Origin of the sequence: Ornithinibacillus sp. FSL M8-0202, from assembly GCF_037975285.1 — a bacterium.
Taxonomy (GTDB): Bacteria; Bacillota; Bacilli; order Bacillales; family Amphibacillaceae; genus Ornithinibacillus; species Ornithinibacillus massiliensis.
On sequence record NZ_CP150248.1, the window covers coordinates 1696623 to 1714048 of the forward strand.

At 42.3% G+C, this 17426-nt stretch carries 10 protein-coding genes, 10 tRNA genes and 3 rRNA genes; 3 read left to right on the top strand and 20 right to left on the bottom strand.

Annotation, left to right across the window (positions count from 1 at the left end; translation table 11 throughout):
- Positions 1–131: 131 nt before the first annotated feature.
- The 6 genes from MKY78_RS08785 to MKY78_RS08810 form a co-directional block, all read right to left on the bottom strand.
- Positions 132–204: transfer RNA gene (locus MKY78_RS08785), tRNA-Lys, on the bottom strand.
- A 547-nt stretch (positions 205–751) separates the two neighbouring features.
- Positions 752–823, bottom strand: a tRNA-Gln gene (locus tag MKY78_RS08790).
- 10 nt (positions 824–833) lie between these two features.
- Positions 834–917, bottom strand: a tRNA-Tyr gene (locus MKY78_RS08795).
- A gap of 38 nt (positions 918–955) precedes the next feature.
- Positions 956–1031 (bottom strand) — tRNA-Thr (locus MKY78_RS08800).
- Between the two features lie 175 nt (positions 1032–1206).
- Positions 1207–1282: transfer RNA gene (locus tag MKY78_RS08805), tRNA-Val, on the bottom strand.
- Positions 1283–1285: 3 nt separating this feature from the next.
- Positions 1286–1360, bottom strand: a tRNA-Glu gene (locus MKY78_RS08810).
- Positions 1361–1599: 239 nt separating this feature from the next.
- On the opposite strand from MKY78_RS08810, the gene fabI reads away from it, so the two are divergent.
- Complete coding sequence (gene fabI, locus MKY78_RS08815; RefSeq protein ID WP_186869416.1) at positions 1600–2376, top strand: enoyl-ACP reductase FabI; 777 nt, start codon at positions 1600–1602, stop codon at positions 2374–2376.
- Positions 2377–3432: 1056 nt separating this feature from the next.
- On the opposite strand, the gene MKY78_RS08820 is transcribed toward fabI, so the two are convergent.
- The 8 genes from MKY78_RS08820 to MKY78_RS08855 form a co-directional block, all read right to left on the bottom strand.
- Positions 3433–3505 (bottom strand) — tRNA-Thr (locus MKY78_RS08820).
- A 24-nt stretch (positions 3506–3529) separates the two neighbouring features.
- Positions 3530–3604, bottom strand: a tRNA-Asn gene (locus MKY78_RS08825).
- 135 nt (positions 3605–3739) lie between these two features.
- A 5S ribosomal RNA gene (gene rrf / locus MKY78_RS08830) occupies positions 3740–3855 on the bottom strand.
- A 66-nt stretch (positions 3856–3921) separates the two neighbouring features.
- A 23S ribosomal RNA gene (locus tag MKY78_RS08835) occupies positions 3922–6844 on the bottom strand.
- Between the two features lie 89 nt (positions 6845–6933).
- Positions 6934–7006: transfer RNA gene (locus MKY78_RS08840), tRNA-Ala, on the bottom strand.
- A gap of 19 nt (positions 7007–7025) precedes the next feature.
- Positions 7026–7102: transfer RNA gene (locus tag MKY78_RS08845), tRNA-Ile, on the bottom strand.
- A 73-nt stretch (positions 7103–7175) separates the two neighbouring features.
- Positions 7176–8737, bottom strand: a 16S ribosomal RNA gene (locus MKY78_RS08850).
- The 16S, 23S and 5S rRNA genes sit together here with 4 tRNA genes alongside, the layout of an rRNA operon.
- Positions 8738–9116: 379 nt before the next feature.
- A complete protein-coding gene (locus tag MKY78_RS08855) occupies positions 9117–9338 on the bottom strand; it encodes a hypothetical protein (RefSeq protein WP_186871297.1) in 222 nt (73 codons plus the stop codon).
- A gap of 215 nt (positions 9339–9553) precedes the next feature.
- Between MKY78_RS08855 and pdaB the strand changes: the two genes are divergently transcribed.
- Positions 9554–10312, top strand: a complete 759-nt coding sequence (gene pdaB, locus MKY78_RS08860) for a polysaccharide deacetylase family sporulation protein PdaB (protein WP_339217461.1) — start codon at positions 9554–9556, stop codon at positions 10310–10312.
- 84 nt (positions 10313–10396) lie between these two features.
- Here the strand turns inward: pdaB and MKY78_RS08865 are convergent, their stop codons facing one another.
- The gene (locus MKY78_RS08865) at positions 10397–11020 is read right to left on the bottom strand and encodes a KinB-signaling pathway activation protein (protein WP_339217463.1); all 624 of its coding nucleotides are present in this window, start codon (positions 11018–11020) and stop codon (positions 10397–10399) included.
- A gap of 146 nt (positions 11021–11166) precedes the next feature.
- On the opposite strand from MKY78_RS08865, the gene gerD reads away from it, so the two are divergent.
- Positions 11167–11817: a spore germination lipoprotein GerD gene (gene gerD, locus MKY78_RS08870; protein ID WP_211742697.1), complete on the top strand. Its 651-nt coding sequence runs from the start codon at positions 11167–11169 to the stop codon at positions 11815–11817.
- Positions 11818–11871: 54 nt separating this feature from the next.
- Here the strand turns inward: gerD and MKY78_RS08875 are convergent, their stop codons facing one another.
- The 5 genes from MKY78_RS08875 to MKY78_RS08895 all read right to left on the bottom strand — a co-directional run bounded on the left by MKY78_RS08875 (position 11872) and on the right by MKY78_RS08895 (position 17243).
- Complete coding sequence (locus MKY78_RS08875) at positions 11872–12930, bottom strand: Mrp/NBP35 family ATP-binding protein (RefSeq protein WP_186871293.1); 1059 nt, start codon at positions 12928–12930, stop codon at positions 11872–11874.
- 103 nt (positions 12931–13033) lie between these two features.
- Entirely contained in the window at positions 13034–13753 is a 720-nt protein-coding gene (cwlD, locus tag MKY78_RS08880) for an N-acetylmuramoyl-L-alanine amidase CwlD (protein ID WP_339217466.1), read from the bottom strand.
- A gap of 86 nt (positions 13754–13839) precedes the next feature.
- Positions 13840–14997, bottom strand: a complete 1158-nt coding sequence (locus MKY78_RS08885) for a GNAT family N-acetyltransferase (protein ID WP_339217467.1) — start codon at positions 14995–14997, stop codon at positions 13840–13842.
- 351 nt (positions 14998–15348) lie between these two features.
- Positions 15349–16569 carry an efflux RND transporter periplasmic adaptor subunit gene (locus MKY78_RS08890; protein WP_339217468.1) on the bottom strand — a complete coding sequence of 407 codons (1221 nt, stop codon included), beginning with the start codon at positions 16567–16569 and terminating at the stop codon, positions 15349–15351.
- Positions 16566–17243, bottom strand: a complete 678-nt coding sequence (locus tag MKY78_RS08895) for a hypothetical protein (RefSeq protein ID WP_339217470.1) — start codon at positions 17241–17243, stop codon at positions 16566–16568. Before MKY78_RS08895 ends, MKY78_RS08890 begins: the two co-directional genes overlap by 4 nt.
- Positions 17244–17426: the final 183 nt, after the last annotated feature.

Genomic DNA, 17426 nt, shown 5'->3' on the forward strand with positions numbered 1-17426 from the left:
AGAACTTGTTTCATTCTTTATTTTATATAAAGAATTACTCTATCTATTATGTTAAAAAACAGTATAAAATGCAAATAAAAAAAAGGTTACGAAAGAATCGTAACCTTGCATGATTTCACGTATTTATATGATGAGCCATGAAGGATTCGAACCTTCGACCCTCTGATTAAAAGTCAGATGCTCTACCGACTGAGCTAATGGCTCACTTTATTAAGTGGTTCTAAGTTAGTCTGAGCGTTCTTCAAGTCGACCCCTGCATCTTCCAGCTTATTCAAGATGTTTATGCTTCGGGGTTACTCGTAGCTGATTCGGTGGGTGTTTTGCTCGTTGCTCTACCGACTGAGCTAATGGCTCATGTTATCAAGTGGTTCTAAGTTAGTTTGAGCGTCCTTCAAGTCGACCCCTGCATCTTCTAGCTTATTCAAGATGTTTGTGCTTCGGGGTTACTCGTAGCTATTTCGGCGGGAGTATTGCTCGTTGCTCTACCGACTGAGCTAATGGCTCATGTTATCAAGTGGTTCTAAGTTAGTTTGAGCGTCCTTCAAGTCGACCCCTGCATCTTCTAGCTTATTCTAGATGTGTATGCTTCGGGGTTACTCGTAGCTTATTCAGTGGGTGTTTTGCTCGTTGCTCTACCGACTGAGCTAATGGCTCATGTTATCAAGTGGTTCTAAGTTAGTCTGAGCGTTTTTATATAATCGGCGGCTTCTTTGTGTTCCATAAATAAAAAAGTCCCAGAAAATAAAAAAAGCTGGGCTACCAGGATTCGAACCTGGGAATCACGGGACCAAAACCCGTTGCCTTACCGCTTGGCTATAGCCCAATAATGTAAATGGTGGAGGGGGGCAGATTCGAACTGCCGAACCCGAAGGAGCGGATTTACAGTCCGCCGCGTTTAGCCACTTCGCTACCCCTCCATATAGTTAACATATTAATATGTTTTTATACAAAAAAATGGTGCCGGCCAGAGGACTTGAACCCCCAACCTACTGATTACAAGTCAGTTGCTCTACCAATTGAGCTAGGCCGGCATGGTATTAACTCACCTATTCATTTTGTCAAGTTTGCCTGATGACCCCTGTATCTCCCAGCATATTCATGGATGTGTATGCTTCGGGGTTACTCGTAGCTGATTCGGTAGAAGTATTGCTCGTTGCTCTACCAATTGAGCTAGGCCGGCATGGTGAAGAACTATCTAGGTTTAAATGGTGGAGGATGCAGGGCTCGAACCTGCGACCCCCTGCTTGTAAGGCAGGTGCTCTCCCAGCTGAGCTAATCCTCCACATGGTGACCCGTACGGGATTCGAACCCGTGTTACCGCCGTGAAAGGGCGGTGTCTTAACCGCTTGACCAACGGGCCAGTTCATTTATTTAACTTGTCTTAGCAGTCAACGAATTTTATTATATACAGATTTCCACACTTTGTAAAGAGAAAAATGATATTTTTTTATAAAAAATTTTCATCCCCCGTAAAACCCTTGATACACAAGGGAGTATCCCCCTAATAAAATTAATAAATTAAGAAATAAATTGGTTTTTCATTTAAAAAGTGATAAATTATAGTTAGGTACTAATAGTTAATCACAATGGAGGTTCCAAATGACTGAACTATTAAAGGATAAAAACATTGTTGTTATGGGTGTTGCCAACGAAAGAAGTATTGCATGGGGTATTACAAAATCACTCCATAATGCTGGAGCAAACCTTATATTTACTAACAGGCAAGAAAGATCGTATAAAAAACTAACTAAGTTATTAGAACAAAATGATATCGAGGCTAAACTCATCGTTACCTGTGATGTTGCGGACGATGCAAGTATAAGCAACGCTTTTAATGAGATAAAAGAAAAGGTTGGGGTTATACACGGACTTGTCCATGCCGTCGCATTTGCAAACCGCGATGAACTGAAAGGTGATTTCAGCGATACATCAAGAGAGGGATTTTTATTAGCACAGGATATTAGTGCATTTTCTTTAGTTGCTGTCACAAAAGCAGCAAAAGAACTAATGACTGAAGGTGGCAGTATCGTTACGCAAACATATTTAGGTTCTGAAAAAGTAATTCCTAACTATAATGTAATGGGAGTTGCCAAAGCTTCTTTAGAAGCAAGTGTTAGATACCTAGCCGAAGATGTTGGAAAACATGGTATTCGCGTAAACGCAGTATCTGCTGGACCTATTCGGACCTTAGCAGCAAAAGGTGTCTCTGGGTTTAACGAGAAACTAGGCATGGTGGAAGAAAAAGCACCTTTACGCCGTAATGTTGACCAGGACCAAGTTGGAGACGCTACCCTATTCTTTATCAGTGACCTTTCTCGTGGTGTAACCGGAGAGGTGCTACATGTCGATTCAGGTTACCACATAATTGGTGGCTAATTTTACTAATCCATAATCAATCATAGACGCTTACTAAAAATGCTTTAGTAAGCGTTGTTTTCTATTTAGATAAGGAAATACAGGGGGGATTTGAATGGGAGAGTGGTTTGCTAGTAAGGCAGTATCATCTTTTCATTTATGGGGGATCCACCACCTATTCATGGTATTCTTATTTATTTTTGGAGTTGTATTACTACTAATTTGCTCCAACAAATGGATTACCAATAAAAGGACATCTAATTTTTTTAGGATGGGGTTATTGATCACCTTAGTTTCCTCTGAACTTAGTTACCAAACATGGGGGATATTAAACGGAAGTTGGAATCCGCGTGAATTCCTTCCCTTTCAACTATGTAGCATAGCGGGAATCCTTACTATGCTTGCACTACTAACCAAAAATAAGAAAATCATTCAAGTTATCCTATTCATCGGCATTGTACCCTCCTTCCTCGCGGTTGTAACACCAGAATTACACCATGGTTTTCCTCATTTTCGATTTTGGCAGTTTTTTATACACCATTTCATTTTATCCTGGGCTTGTATATTTTTAGTCCTAACATCTAAGATAAAAATCACCTTTAAAAAGACAATAGAGTCCTATCTTTACCTTTTATGTTATGCAGCAATTATCAGATTCTTTATCAATCCAATTTTTGACGCCAATTTTCTTTTCTTAGCTAGAACACCTTCAACCAGTACACCGCTAAATTTTCTCGGAGATGGATTTTGGTACTATTTTAATCTTTGTATGGTTGGGTTACTTGTATTCATAGCCATCTATGGTGTTTATAATGCGCTATATCAATTCAGGAGAAGAAACAGGTGACAACCCCTTCTGAAACACCAATTACGCTTATACAGCCATTTTTGATTAAATAATGAGATACATTATCTAAAGTATATGACCAATAAAAAACTACCACAGACTTTTGGAAAAGTGTATGGTAGTTTTTATTATGCCTATAGAATAGATAGAAATCTTCAACGCAGAATACTTCACGAAACAAATAAAAAAACAACCTAACCTCTTTATTTAGAAGTTAAGCTGCTTTAAAGAGCTTCCAAGCGGACTTGAACCGCTGACCCCCACCTTACCATGGTGGTGCTCTACCGACTGAGCTATGGAAGCATAATAGAAAATTAAACATAAAAATGGCTCCACAGGTAGGATTCGAACCTACGACCGATCGGTTAACAGCCGATTGCTCTACCACTGAGCTACTGTGGAATAATATAAATTACGTATCTTTTCATGGAAGCATTTTTTGATGCTCTCGGCGAGAATAATGCTTATTCTGAGGAACAATAGTTTAATACAATATATGACTATTATGTGCAATATTCTATTTTATATACAAAAATTGCCTGGCAACGTCCTACTCTCGCAGGGACAATGCCCCAACTACCATCGGCGCTGAGAAGCTTAACTTCTGTGTTCGGTATGGGAACAGGTGTGACCTTCTCGCCATCATCACCAGACAATGGTTTGGATATAGAATTATACCCTGAAAACTAAATAAGAGTAAACAAACGATATCAAATAAGTTAGTTAAGTCCTCGATCTATTAGTATCCGTCAGCTCCACGTGTCACCACGCTTCCACCTCGGACCTATCAACCTCATAGTCTCTAAGGGATCTTACTCACTCGAAGTGATGGGAAGTCTCATCTTGAGGGGGGCTTCATGCTTAGATGCTTTCAGCACTTATCCTTTCCACACGTAGCTACCCAGCTATGCTCCTGGCGGAACAACTGGTACACCAGCGGTGTGTCCATCCCGGTCCTCTCGTACTAAGGACAGCTCCTCTCAAACTTCCAACGCCCACGACGGATAGGGACCGAACTGTCTCACGACGTTCTGAACCCAGCTCGCGTACCGCTTTAATGGGCGAACAGCCCAACCCTTGGGACCGACTACAGCCCCAGGATGCGATGAGCCGACATCGAGGTGCCAAACCTCCCCGTCGATGTGAACTCTTGGGGGAGATAAGCCTGTTATCCCCGGGGTAGCTTTTATCCGTTGAGCGATGGCCCTTCCATGCGGAACCACCGGATCACTAAGCCCGACTTTCGTCCCTGCTCGACTTGTAGGTCTCGCAGTCAAGCTCCCTTCTGCCTTTACACTCTACGAATGATTTCCAACCATTCTGAGGGAACCTTTGGGCGCCTCCGTTACCTTTTAGGAGGCGACCGCCCCAGTCAAACTGCCCGCCTGACACTGTCTCCGAACCGGATTACGGTCCTGGGTTAGAAGGTCCATACAGCCAGGGTGGTATCCCACGGATGCCTCCACCGAAGCTAGCGCTCCGGTTTCTAAGGCTCCCACCTATCCTGTACAAGCTGCACAGACATTCAATATCAGGCTACAGTAAAGCTCCACGGGGTCTTTCCGTCCTGTCGCGGGTAATGCGCATCTTCACGCATAGTATAATTTCACCGGGTCTCTCGTTGAGACAGTGCCCAAATCGTTACACCTTTCGTGCGGGTCGGAACTTACCCGACAAGGAATTTCGCTACCTTAGGACCGTTATAGTTACGGCCGCCGTTTACTGGGGCTTCGGTTCAAAGCTTCGGGTAAACCCTAACTCATCCCCTTAACCTTCCAGCACCGGGCAGGTGTCAGCCCCTATACTTCGCCTTTCGGCTTCGCAGAGACCTGTGTTTTTGCTAAACAGTCGCTTGGGCCTATTCACTGCGGCTTCTCATGCAAGAAGCACCCCTTCTCCCGAAGTTACGGGGTCATTTTGCCGAGTTCCTTAACGAGAGTTCTCCCGCTCACCTTAGGATTCTCTCCTCGCCTACCTGTGTCGGTTTGCGGTACGGGCACCTATGATCTGGCTAGAGGCTTTTCTTGGCAGTGTGAAATCAGGAACTTCGCTACTATATTTCACTCCCCATCACAGCTCAACCTTATGCCAGGCGGATTTGCCTACCTGACAGCCTCACTGCTTGGGCGCACACATCCAGTGGTGCGCATTCCCTATCCTACTGCGTCCCCCCATCGCTCATAACGATCATGAGGTGGTACAGGAATATCAACCTGTTGTCCATCGCCTACGCCTTTCGGCCTCGGCTTAGGTCCCGACTAACCCTGAGAGGACGAGCCTTCCTCAGGAAACCTTAGGCATTCGGTGAAAGAGATTCTCACTCTTTTTTCGCTACTCATACCGGCATTCTCACTTCTAAGCGCTCCACCAGTCCTCACGGTCTGACTTCACAGCACTTAGAACGCTCTCCTACCATTGTTCGTAAGAACAATCCGCAGCTTCGGTGATACGTTTAGCCCCGGTATATTTTCGGCGCAGAGTCACTCGACCAGTGAGCTATTACGCACTCTTTAAATGGTGGCTGCTTCTAAGCCAACATCCTGGTTGTCTGTGCAACTCCACATCCTTTTCCACTTAACGTATACTTTGGGACCTTAGCTGGCGGTCTGGGCTGTTTCCCTTTCGTCTATGAACCTTATCACCCATAGACTGACTCCCAAGATAAAGTATCTGGCATTCGGAGTTTGACTGAATTCGGTAACCCGATGAGGGCCCCTAGTCCAATCAGTGCTCTACCTCCAGTACTCAACTCTTGAGGCTAGCCCTAAAGCTATTTCGGAGAGAACCAGCTATCTCCGTGTTCGATTGGCATTTCACCCCTACCCACACCTCATCCCCGCATTTTTCAACATACGTGGGTTCGGGCCTCCAGTCAGTGTTACCTGACCTTCACCCTGGACATGGGTAGATCACACGGTTTCGGGTCTACGACCGCATACTAATTCGCCCTATTCAGACTCGCTTTCGCTGCGGCTCCGTGTCTTCCACTTAACCTCGCATACGATCGTAACTCGCCGGTCCATTCTACAAAAGGTACGCCGTCACACATTAACGTGCTCCGACTACTTGTAGGCACACGGTTTCAGGTTCTATTTCACTCCCCTTCCGGGGTGCTTTTCACCTTTCCCTCACGGTACTGGTTCACTATCGGTCACTAGGTAGTATTTAGCCTTGGGAGATGGTCCTCCCGGATTCCGACGGAATTTCACGTGTTCCGCCGTACTCAGGATACACTCCGGAGAGAATTCCTTTTCGATTACAGGGCTGTTACCTTCTGCGGCTTACCTTTCCAGGTATCTTCATCTAAGGAATTCCTTTGTAACTCCTGACATGGAGTGTCCTACAACCCCAAAAAGCAAGCTTTTTGGTTTGGGCTGTTTCCGTTTCGCTCGCCGCTACTCAGGAAATCGCATTTGCTTTCTCTTCCTCCGGGTAATGAGATGTTTCAGTTCCCCGGGTCTGCCTTCCATACCCTATGTATTCAGATATGGATACTGTTCCATTACGAACAGTGGGTTCCCCCATTCGGAAATCCTCGGATCGAAGTCTACTTACGACTCCCCGAGGCATATCGGTGTTAGTCCCGTCCTTCATCGGCTCCTAGTGCCAAGGCATCCACCGTGCGCCCTTATTCACTTAACTAATTATGAATAAGCGTTTCACTATATTAATAGCCTTGCTTTAAAGTTTGATGTCGTTGTTACTCTTATTTAGTTTTCAAGGTACAAAAATGGAGCCTAGCGGGATCGAACCGCTGACCTCCTGCGTGCAAGGCAGGCGCTCTCCCAGCTGAGCTAAGGCCCCGTCTTTATAAGGTTTTAGATGGTGGGCCTGAGTGGACTCGAACCACCGACCTCACGCTTATCAGGCGTGCGCTCTAACCAGCTGAGCTACAGGCCCATCATAAACTTATGAGGATTGTTCCCTCAAAACTGAACTAAACAACACAGTATGTTTCCGTTATATTCCTTAGAAAGGAGGTGATCCAGCCGCACCTTCCGATACGGCTACCTTGTTACGACTTCACCCCAATCATTGGTCCCACCTTAGGCGGCTGGCTCCAAAAGGTTACCTCACCGACTTCGGGTGTTACCAACTCTCGTGGTGTGACGGGCGGTGTGTACAAGGCCCGGGAACGTATTCACCGCGGCATGCTGATCCGCGATTACTAGCGATTCCGGCTTCATGCAGGCGAGTTGCAGCCTGCAATCCGAACTGAGAATGGTTTTATGGGATTTGCTCGACCTCGCGGTTTTGCTGCCCTTTGTACCATCCATTGTAGCACGTGTGTAGCCCAGGTCATAAGGGGCATGATGATTTGACGTCATCCCCACCTTCCTCCGGTTTGTCACCGGCAGTCTCCTTAGAGTGCCCAACTAAATGCTGGCAACTAAGAATAAGGGTTGCGCTCGTTGCGGGACTTAACCCAACATCTCACGACACGAGCTGACGACAACCATGCACCACCTGTCACTCTGTCCCCGAAGGGAAAGCCCTATCTCTAGGGTGGTCAGAGGATGTCAAGACCTGGTAAGGTTCTTCGCGTTGCTTCGAATTAAACCACATGCTCCACCGCTTGTGCGGGCCCCCGTCAATTCTTTTGAGTTTCAGCCTTGCGGCCGTACTCCCCAGGCGGAGTGCTTAATGCGTTAACTTCAGCACTAAGGGGCGGAAACCCCCTAACACCTAGCACTCATCGTTTACGGCGTGGACTACCAGGGTATCTAATCCTGTTCGCTCCCCACGCTTTCGCGCCTCAGCGTCAGTTACAGACCAGAGAGTCGCCTTCGCCACTGGTGTTCCTCCACATCTCTACGCATTTCACCGCTACACGTGGAATTCCACTCTCCTCTTCTGCACTCAAGTCCTCCAGTTTCCAATGACCCTCCACGGTTAAGCCGTGGGCTTTCACATCAGACTTAAAGGACCGCCTGCGCGCGCTTTACGCCCAATAATTCCGGACAACGCTTGCCCCCTACGTATTACCGCGGCTGCTGGCACGTAGTTAGCCGGGGCTTTCTGGTTAGGTACCGTCAAGGTACAATCAGTTACTATTGTACTTGTTCTTCCCTAACAACAGAGTTTTACAATCCGAAAACCTTCATCACTCACGCGGCGTTGCTCCGTCAGACTTTCGTCCATTGCGGAAGATTCCCTACTGCTGCCTCCCGTAGGAGTCTGGGCCGTGTCTCAGTCCCAGTGTGGCCGATCACCCTCTCAGGTCGGCTACGCATCGTCGCCTTGGTGAGCCGTTACCTCACCAACTAGCTAATGCGCCGCGGGCCCATCTGTAAGTGACAGCTTGCGCCGCCTTTCATCTTCAAACCATGTGGTTCGAAGTGTTATCCGGTATTAGCTCACGTTTCCGCGAGTTATCCCAGTCTTACAGGCAGGTTGCCCACGTGTTACTCACCCGTCCGCCGCTAGATCCATTAACGTCACCCCGAAGGGATCAGTTAATTTCACTCGCTCGACTTGCATGTATTAGGCACGCCGCCAGCGTTCGTCCTGAGCCAAGATCAAACTCTCCAAAAAAGTTTGTCTATGATTGACACCAATCAATCATAGGTAATTCTTAGCAAAGAAGCTGCTAGCTTCTGTAATTCTTTAATAGAAAAAACAGGGTATGTTTCTTCTTGACATACTGGTTGTTTTGTTCAGTTTTCAAGGAACAATCATTTTGCTTTGTCGTTTTTAGCGACAAGATATAATTTAACATGTTTACCACACAATGTCAACATCTTTTTTGAAAAAACTTTTTTGAAGTTGTATTCGACAATGTTTCGTATGTGACAACAGAAATTAATATACCATAGCTATAAAATAAAATCAACGGTCTTTTTCAAAAAAAATCTCTTCAGAAATTTTAGTATACTAACATTGTATTATATGTAAAACAGGACTAAATGGTACCTTATTCATTCTGTGTCTTCTTTGGTATGTATCGCATACATTCTTGTTCACTAGCTACTCTTCTTAATAACTGGAACAATACTTTATACCGTTCTTTCATGGCACTCTTCACCATATTATCAATTCTCGTATCATCTAAATCAAAAATGATTTCATCTAATTCTCTTTTTATCAAATACTCTAGTTCCTTTTGTTCGGTCTGATTAATCATTAATCCTAGCATATTCTTTCACCTCATCATCATTCGGCAAATTTCACTATAATTCTTGTTACTATATACCTTCGTTTTTATTTAGGCAATATGGGGGTATTTTATATCGTTCTCACTTTTAATGAATTTATTCAATCGAAATTAGCAAATCTCCAGACAGCTTGTTCATATTTTATCGTTCCCTTCATAAGATGTATTGATAGCTTGTTTCCTTAGGAGGGTAAGTAATGAATCATTTTTACGTATGGCGTTTTAGTCGGATAAAAAGATGGGCGCTTGTAGCTATACTAGCTTTCTTCACTGCTGGCTTTCTTTGGTTTGAAAGCAATGGCGTTTTTTCTGTTTTCTCAAAGAATGAGGCTGTTGCTTTAACAAAGGGAAGTTCCAAGGAACCGAATATTGCCTTAACCTTTAATATTAGCTGGGGCGAAGAGAAGGTGCATGATATTTTAAAACAGCTGGAAGAGCATCAAGTACAAGCTACCTTCTTTGTAAGTGGTGAATGGGCCGAAAAACATCCAGACATTTTGAAAAAAATATCCGAAAGTAAGCATGAAGTCGGTATGCTAGGATATCGTTATAAAAGCTATTTAGACCAGGAAATCGGCCAAGTTAGGAAGGATTTACAATATGCAAAAGAGGTTTTTGGCAAGTTAGGTTATAAGGATCTAGAGCTTGTTCGTGCACCACATGGACACTTCAATGATGAAATAATTAAATTAGCAGAAGACATGGGACATAAAGTGATTCATTGGAATATTAATCCGCACGATTGGCAAAACCCAGGAACCCAGAGAATCGTTGATCATGTCATGTCAGAAACAAGTAATGGGGATATTATCCTTTTACATGCATCTGATTCTGTAAAACAAACCGCAGAATCCTTGAAGACCATTCTACCAGGATTAAAAAATAAAGGATTTACCTTTATAACGGTGTCAGAAATAATCAACCAAGCCCACGCAGAATCTAAAATAGTGGAATAACGAAAAGTTTCTCAAGCTAAACACCTAAGAATCCCTAAAAAAACCTGATGGACTTTGAACAAGCCCATCAGGTTTTTCTTCGATTTATTTAGCTGCTTTCCCCTTTTTATCCGGACTGTTATGAAGACGATGCAGGATTAGTAGCTGGTATGTATTACATACAAGCAATGTTAATACCATAATTAAAGAAAACTCGACACCAACAAATCCAATTCGTAAAGCCGGTACCCATTCAACCACTGTAAATACAACCATGAAGAATAAAGCAGGTATAAATGCATGCTTTTTCGTTTCTTTCGCTTTTATTTTGGCAATAATCCATCCATAAATGAATAAAGCTAAAGCAGCCAGTATAAACCAAATGATGGATACTTCACCTTCTGCATTTTTATAAGGGAAATAAACTAAATCAAAAAGAACGAATGCGATTAATACAATCTGTACTGTCGGCCAGAATGAACGGAAGATGCTTAGACCTAATCTATGTACATACAAGTACGCGAAGAAGCCCGTTTGACTTACAGCACTGTACAACATTCCATGTCCTATAAAGAAAAGCATAACGCCTAATAATCCAATAAAATTAAACGGCTGCAAATTCTCTGTATAGGCACCACTAACATTCACAAAAAAACTAACAATTAGCCCAACGAGACCACCTAATGCTAATGTTTTTAAAAACAAGTTTACTACTTTGCGACTATTCAATTGAAATGTCCCCCTGATATAGTATAAATCCAAAATCCGCTTACATAATTGGTATTTTATCATGAACAACATCTTTTTTCCTTTATCAAGTGCATATTTTTACTTATCTCATCCATATTAAAGGATAAGTGGAAGGAGGATTTATCATGCTACGTGTGGTCTACTTACCATTAATTAGTGGATTGCTTTTATTAATGAGTGCATGTGGAGGGGAAGCAGCGCCAAAGGAAACGGATTATGATACAACCAAAAAAATGATTGTTGATATATTGCAAACCGAGGATGGAAAAAAAGCCCTTGGAGAAATATTAGCTGATGAAGAGATGCAGAAACAGCTCGTTATTGACTCCACTACAGTAAAACAGGCGATTGATGAGACCTTATCATCTAAAAAGGGCGGCGAAATGTGGAAAAAGCTATTTGAAGACCCTAAGTTTGTTGAAACATTTTATAAATCCATCGAAGAAGATCAGAAAAAGTTGATGAAGGACTTAATGAATGATTCGGAATACCAAAAGCAAATGATGGATTTATTACAAAATCCGGAAATGACAGAACAGCAAATTCAAACCTTAAAAAGCCAACAATTTCGCGCACACCTAGAAGAAACCATCCAGCAAACCTTAGAATCACCAATATTCCAGGCACGAATACAAGAGATATTACTAAAAGCTGCTGAAGAACAAAGTAAAGGCGGTGGCCAAGGCGGCGGTAATCAATCTGGTGAGCAAGGTGGTCCTGGTGGCGGTAATCAATCTGGCGGTGGATCTAGCGGGTCCGGTGGCGGAGCGGAATAAACTAAAAGATAAAAGGTCAGCTCCCATTTTTCAGGGTGCTGACCTTTTCCCTCTTTATTCTTCTACTTTGGCAATAACTTTAGCTGCCATTTTATGGTACTCTTTGCCATTTGGGTGGTCTTCTTGATACACGGATGGTGCAAATACATCCTCTTCTTCATAAGGCTGTTGAATTGGTAATTGTCCAAGCACTTTGGTTTTTAATACTTCCGCAAGCTTCTTACCGCCACCTTGTCCAAATACATATTCCTTTTCTCCTGTTTTTGGACTCTTGTAGTAAGCCATATTTTCCACAACACCTAATATTTCATGCTCTGTTTTCAATGCCATTTGACCAGCACGAGCTGCTACAAATGCTGCAGTAGGATGTGGAGTTGTTACGATTATTTCCTTACAAGATGGTAAAAGTTCATGCACATCCATAGCGATGTCCCCTGTACCTGGAGGAAGATCTAGTAATAAATAATCTAGGTCTCCCCATTCTACCTCTTTAAAGAAACTATTTAACATTTTACCAAGCATTGGTCCACGCCAAATAATCGGGGAATTGTCTTCAACAAAAAATCCCATGGAAATAACCTTAACACCAAACCGCTCCACTGGAATAATCTTCTCTCCACGAACAACCGGTCTTTCTTCGATTCCCATCATATCTGGAACACTGAAGCCATATATATCCGCATCAATAATACCGACTTTTTTACCGATTCTTCTTAATGCAACAGCTAGGTTAACGGTGACCGTTGATTTACCAACGCCACCTTTACCGCTAGCAATGGCAAGGAAATGGGGTTGTTTATTGCCACCCATTAATGCCTTTTCTTTAGCGCTTTCAATTGCAGGCTGGTATTTTTTTATAACTTCGTCGGGTAACTGCTCGAATCGCAGACCTACTGTAACGGCACCATTACGCTTTAGAATGCCTACTATTTCTTGTTGAAGCTGCATTTGTTCAGCTGTATTCGTCTTTCCAATCGCAGCCTTCACACTGATATGCTTCTTATCTTCCTTTATCGTTACTTCTTTAATTCCTTGTGTTTCTTCAAACGTTCTATGTAAAAAGGGATCTTTTACAGGATTCAGTAATTGTATTACTTCTTCTTTCGTTAACATTTAATCACCTTCCTATTAGCATGGATTAAGTAGTCCAAGGCTAGTATACCATAAATCACTAGAAATCTAAGTGATATGAATTTTGGAAGGAGTGATCCAATTCTTATTCTTCCTCCACCTCAGGTTCTTCGGTGACATAGCGCAAAATCCCCTTATAGATACTTGCCGCCATTTGACGTTGGTACGTATTTGTTTTTAGTAATTCCCTTTCATGTACATTAGAAAGGAAACCAATTTCCACTAGTGCTCCTGGTACCTCGGCATGCTTTAATAAATAGAGATTATTCACAGCTAGTGCACTTCGGTTCGTATTTTCTAAATTACGGATAATTTCAGCTTGGATCATTTGTGCTAAATGCTTTCCCTCATCCGATTTCGGAAAATAGAATGTTTGTGCTCCGCTCCATTTGGTTGAGGGAATGGCATTTAAATGTATCGTTAAAAAGAGGTCCGCATCATGTGAGTGGATAAACTCCATTCGCTTTCTAATATCCTCTGCCTTTCGCCTCGATAAACCTTTCGTATTTTCATCCGCTAAATCTGTATCGGTTTCTCTTGTTAGATACACTATTGCCCCAGATTGCTGTAAATAGTTTCTTAACTCTTTCGATACCTCTAGCGCAATGTCCTTCTCTAATGTATCATCACTACCAACTGCTCCTCCATCTGGTCCGCCATGTCCTGGATCAAGTACAATGGTTTTCCCTGCCAGAGGTAAAGAAAATCCCATTGTTTCCTCTACATCTGGTAACGGCAATTTGATCAGTGCAAAAAGAATGATTAACCCAATAATCCAAGCAACAACTTTCCCTAATCGATTCATTCCATTCTCCCCTTTATTTATCCTCATCCTATTTTATGGGACAAGTAATCGGTTTATGACTTTGGAATGAATCGATAGTACATGCATTAGAAAAAGTCCGGTAAATACGTTTGCTGCCTTGGTATCATATCCTCCAATTTATTAACCGCTTCGATATTTCCCTCGATTAACCCTAACGCAAGTAATTCTGTCGGCCTTTTATACCCTAAAAACATTGTCGTAAATGCTTGAATATTACAAGTAATATCTGCTTTTCCTTTACCTTTCATATGGGTACAGGTCATTCCCTCCTGACGAGGATTTAGTACATACACCCCCGTATTAACCGGTAGAAACTCATCTTCCACAAAAAGAGATACAGAAGAATGTGATCCCTCAAATGGATATGGCGTAAGAAAGCCCTTTACATCAACTACCCTCGCCATAAAGTACGGATTAACCTTTGTTTCGAATCGTGGCTCCTTAAGGAGAAGTGGGATATTATCATTTTCTGGTACAGTGATTTCAACATGCTCCGCCATGGAATCATGATTACCAATAAACTCCATTAATAGCTTTAAGCCAGTTAAGGATCGATAAGCAATTTCACTTACTTTAAATAGCTTATCCTTAACATGAAATAGAATATAGCCCTCCGGAACACGATTCTCATTATAGGCTACCGCAATTTGATGATGGTCTTTTAGTACACGCTGCTTCCACCATTTTTCATCCCGAATAAGGGCTCCAGTATAGTTCCCTATGTACTGGCTATACAAATTATCTAATAAGTCAATATCGACTTCCGTTCTTCTCACATATCCAGAAGCATCCCAATTTCGCTTTAACTTCTCGAATGGGATTTTATATTGTTTTTTATTAAATGTAACTTCATACCCATATTTCCGATAGAACGGAACGGAGAAGGGGTGAAGGTAGGATAATACTTGTCCGTTTTGGTGCATGTGATTTAATGCGTTTGCTAATAGGTTCTTTACCATGCCATTTCGTCTAAATTCAGGCCACGTAGCAACAGATGCAACGCCTCCCATTTGCATCGATCTTCCATGGATAGATACTGCTAAAGGAATTAAATGGAGTTTAGCTGCTAGTTGGCCCTCCTCCATAACTCCCCAAATCGTATGACGCTCCGCTTCCTCTCGCTTTGCTTTTAACTCCGCTTCTGATAACGTATATTGAAAAGCAAACTGTGATAGTTTGAAAATTTCACGATAATGTTCCTTAATATTCAGCTCTTTGATCATCTGGGATTCCTCCTAACGAATGTATTGCAAATATATTATAACAATTAAGACAAAAGAGATGCTGACTAAAATAATTAGTGAGGCTGGGACAAAAGGATTAATCTTAATGTAAAAACCGAATGATGAGCAAAGACCACGCTCCGGAAATATACTTGCGGTTCGCGGGCGGCTGGTGAGCCTCCTCGTGCTACTACTTTAGGGGTCTCAACCGTGCCCTTTCCTCCCGTAGGAGTCTACGTATATTTCCGGAGCTAGTATCCGTGTATCATTCGGTTTTACATTTAAATCTTTTCGTTATGTCCCAACCTCATTATCCTAGGGACCTGCGCTAAGAAAAACATTTTAAGTATGTTACCTCACCATAATCCCCATTAATATATGCTTCGTTCTCTCTTCATAATTCCCAATCTCCAACCAAGGCACCTGCTTAATCTTTAGAGGCGTGAAGAACGGCATACCATTGTACGAGAATGGAATCGATTCATCCGTAACAGAATCTCCCGCTTCCAATCCACTAACAATTTCCAATTTGTTATCCATCATAATGCCAGTATGCACCGGAACTAATTCCAATGTTCCAGCCTCAGTCAACTTCCACACTTGATTATGATTTACCATAGTTGGATCAACCGTATTGGCATTCAATGATTCATTGACGGTTATCGTTAAATCAGCATGATACCCCGGTAATACATCCAAGACTTCTTCATCCGTAAAAGTCACTTCAAACGGATAAATACTAGCCGTATCCACATTTACTTCATACGGCGCATCTTCCACATGAGAGATAGTACCTTGCAATACTTGTCCACTTTCCTTTAACAAAATATCGACAGGTTGCTCCACATCAATGTCAACCCTTACAGATTCATCAACATTTCCCTTCACATGTAAGGCTGTTTCTTCAATACTTATTAACGGATCATTTAATGTGGAAGAAAGTTCTTTTATTTTTCCCTCAACCGGACTTTCCACTGTAATGACAGCACCAGTCGCCTTTAAATCATCTAATTGTGATTGAATCATACTTTTTAGGTCTTGTTTGGCAGCTAACTCTTGTTCCTTTTGAATAATAAATTGCTCCTTCATCACTTCCGCTTCTACCGGTTCAGGTGGTGAAACAACTACAGTTGTCCCGTCTTCCTCGTTACTCCCTACAACTGGCACTGAAGGACCCGGTATCCGAAACGCTACCATCTCGGTAATCGCATCTTCAATCGCATCGATTTCACTATTCACTTTCTCTAACTCATACGTTAAATGAGCTTCCGTCGCCAAATAATCATGTACTTGGTATTGAAAAAGCGGGTCTCCAACACGTACCACGCTTCCTTCCTCTACTAGAAACTGATCAAAGCTTCCTAGCGCTTTGTCAAAGTACACATAGCTTTCTCCGGAGTAGTCAACAACACCATCTGCTTCTACCGTTTCAACAAAATCGGTTTGATAGACCTGCTCCCAATTCGTTACATACGCTTGTCTGACTACTTTTTCTCCATCATCTAACCAAACCAGTAGACTATTAATCCCGATAAACAAGATTATCGCTAACCATTTTATTCGTTTCTTCATGAATTAAACCACCCATTTATCATATGCATATCTGTAAGCGCGATTACAGCCGTAACAGTCCAAGTTGCTAGATGAAACAAGATGACCGTACTCCATATCCAGCCCTTATGTATACCAGAAAGCCTACTTAAGAATTTCACTTGAAAAATGATAATCCATAGCTGGAATAGGGAGCAAGCCCCACATAGATAAATCAAAAAAGAGATATCTGTTAAATAAGATGCGATAATCCCTAAGGAAAATGGTGATACAAACCAGTCAAGTCCAAAATAAATGGCCAGCGGAATCCACAAAATCCGCTCCAAAAGCATCATGAACAGTACAACGACTTGCATTAGTAAGAGTTTTTTATAAGGAATCTTTGTTACCCAATAATAGATTAAGGATGGGATAAATAAAACCATGCCTACAAGTGCTAATGAATACATAATCCTACCGATGATAAACCAAAACTTATATACCTCGTACTCAGCAGCACTTAATAAAACAGCTCCGCTAGATAATGTGGAGGATCCAATTCCCAATAAACTAGCGCCAGTATAAATCAAGACACTGAGAAGCGCTAATAAAGAAATTGTTTTCCATGGGTTGCGAATTTGTTCTGCTTTACCAATCCGGAAAATATGATCATCTACTGCGAATAATAGTTTAAAAATTTGTACCTGATAAATCATGTTTTCACCCGTTTCTGTATAACTTTCAGGGAGCTATATTTATCAATTTTACCGCACGATTCCACAAATATCCATTATTTTCAATAAATTTAAAATGAGAATAGTGCTTAAGTACCAAAGTTACATAAAAATAGTGCCAAGTATCCCCGAAATTTGCCACTTTACGGAGCTACTTGGCACACA

Bases quoted from the DNA above. Each gene is read 5' to 3' on its own strand.
- MKY78_RS08875 (WP_186871293.1), bottom strand. From the start codon at position 12,930: ATGTTAACGAAAGAAGAAGTAATACAATTACTGAATCCTGTAAAAGAT.
- cwlD (WP_339217466.1), bottom strand. From the start codon at position 13,753: ATGAATCGATTAGGGAAAGTTGTTGCTTGGATTATTGGGTTAATCATT.
- pdaB (WP_339217461.1), top strand. From the start codon at position 9,554: ATGAATCATTTTTACGTATGGCGTTTTAGTCGGATAAAAAGATGGGCG.
- MKY78_RS08855 (WP_186871297.1), bottom strand. From the start codon at position 9,338: ATGCTAGGATTAATGATTAATCAGACCGAACAAAAGGAACTAGAGTAT.
- fabI (WP_186869416.1), top strand. From the start codon at position 1,600: ATGACTGAACTATTAAAGGATAAAAACATTGTTGTTATGGGTGTTGCC.
- gerD (WP_211742697.1), top strand. From the start codon at position 11,167: ATGCTACGTGTGGTCTACTTACCATTAATTAGTGGATTGCTTTTATTA.
- MKY78_RS08890 (WP_339217468.1), bottom strand. From the start codon at position 16,569: ATGAAGAAACGAATAAAATGGTTAGCGATAATCTTGTTTATCGGGATT.
- MKY78_RS08885 (WP_339217467.1), bottom strand. From the start codon at position 14,997: ATGATCAAAGAGCTGAATATTAAGGAACATTATCGTGAAATTTTCAAA.
- MKY78_RS08895 (WP_339217470.1), bottom strand. From the start codon at position 17,243: ATGATTTATCAGGTACAAATTTTTAAACTATTATTCGCAGTAGATGAT.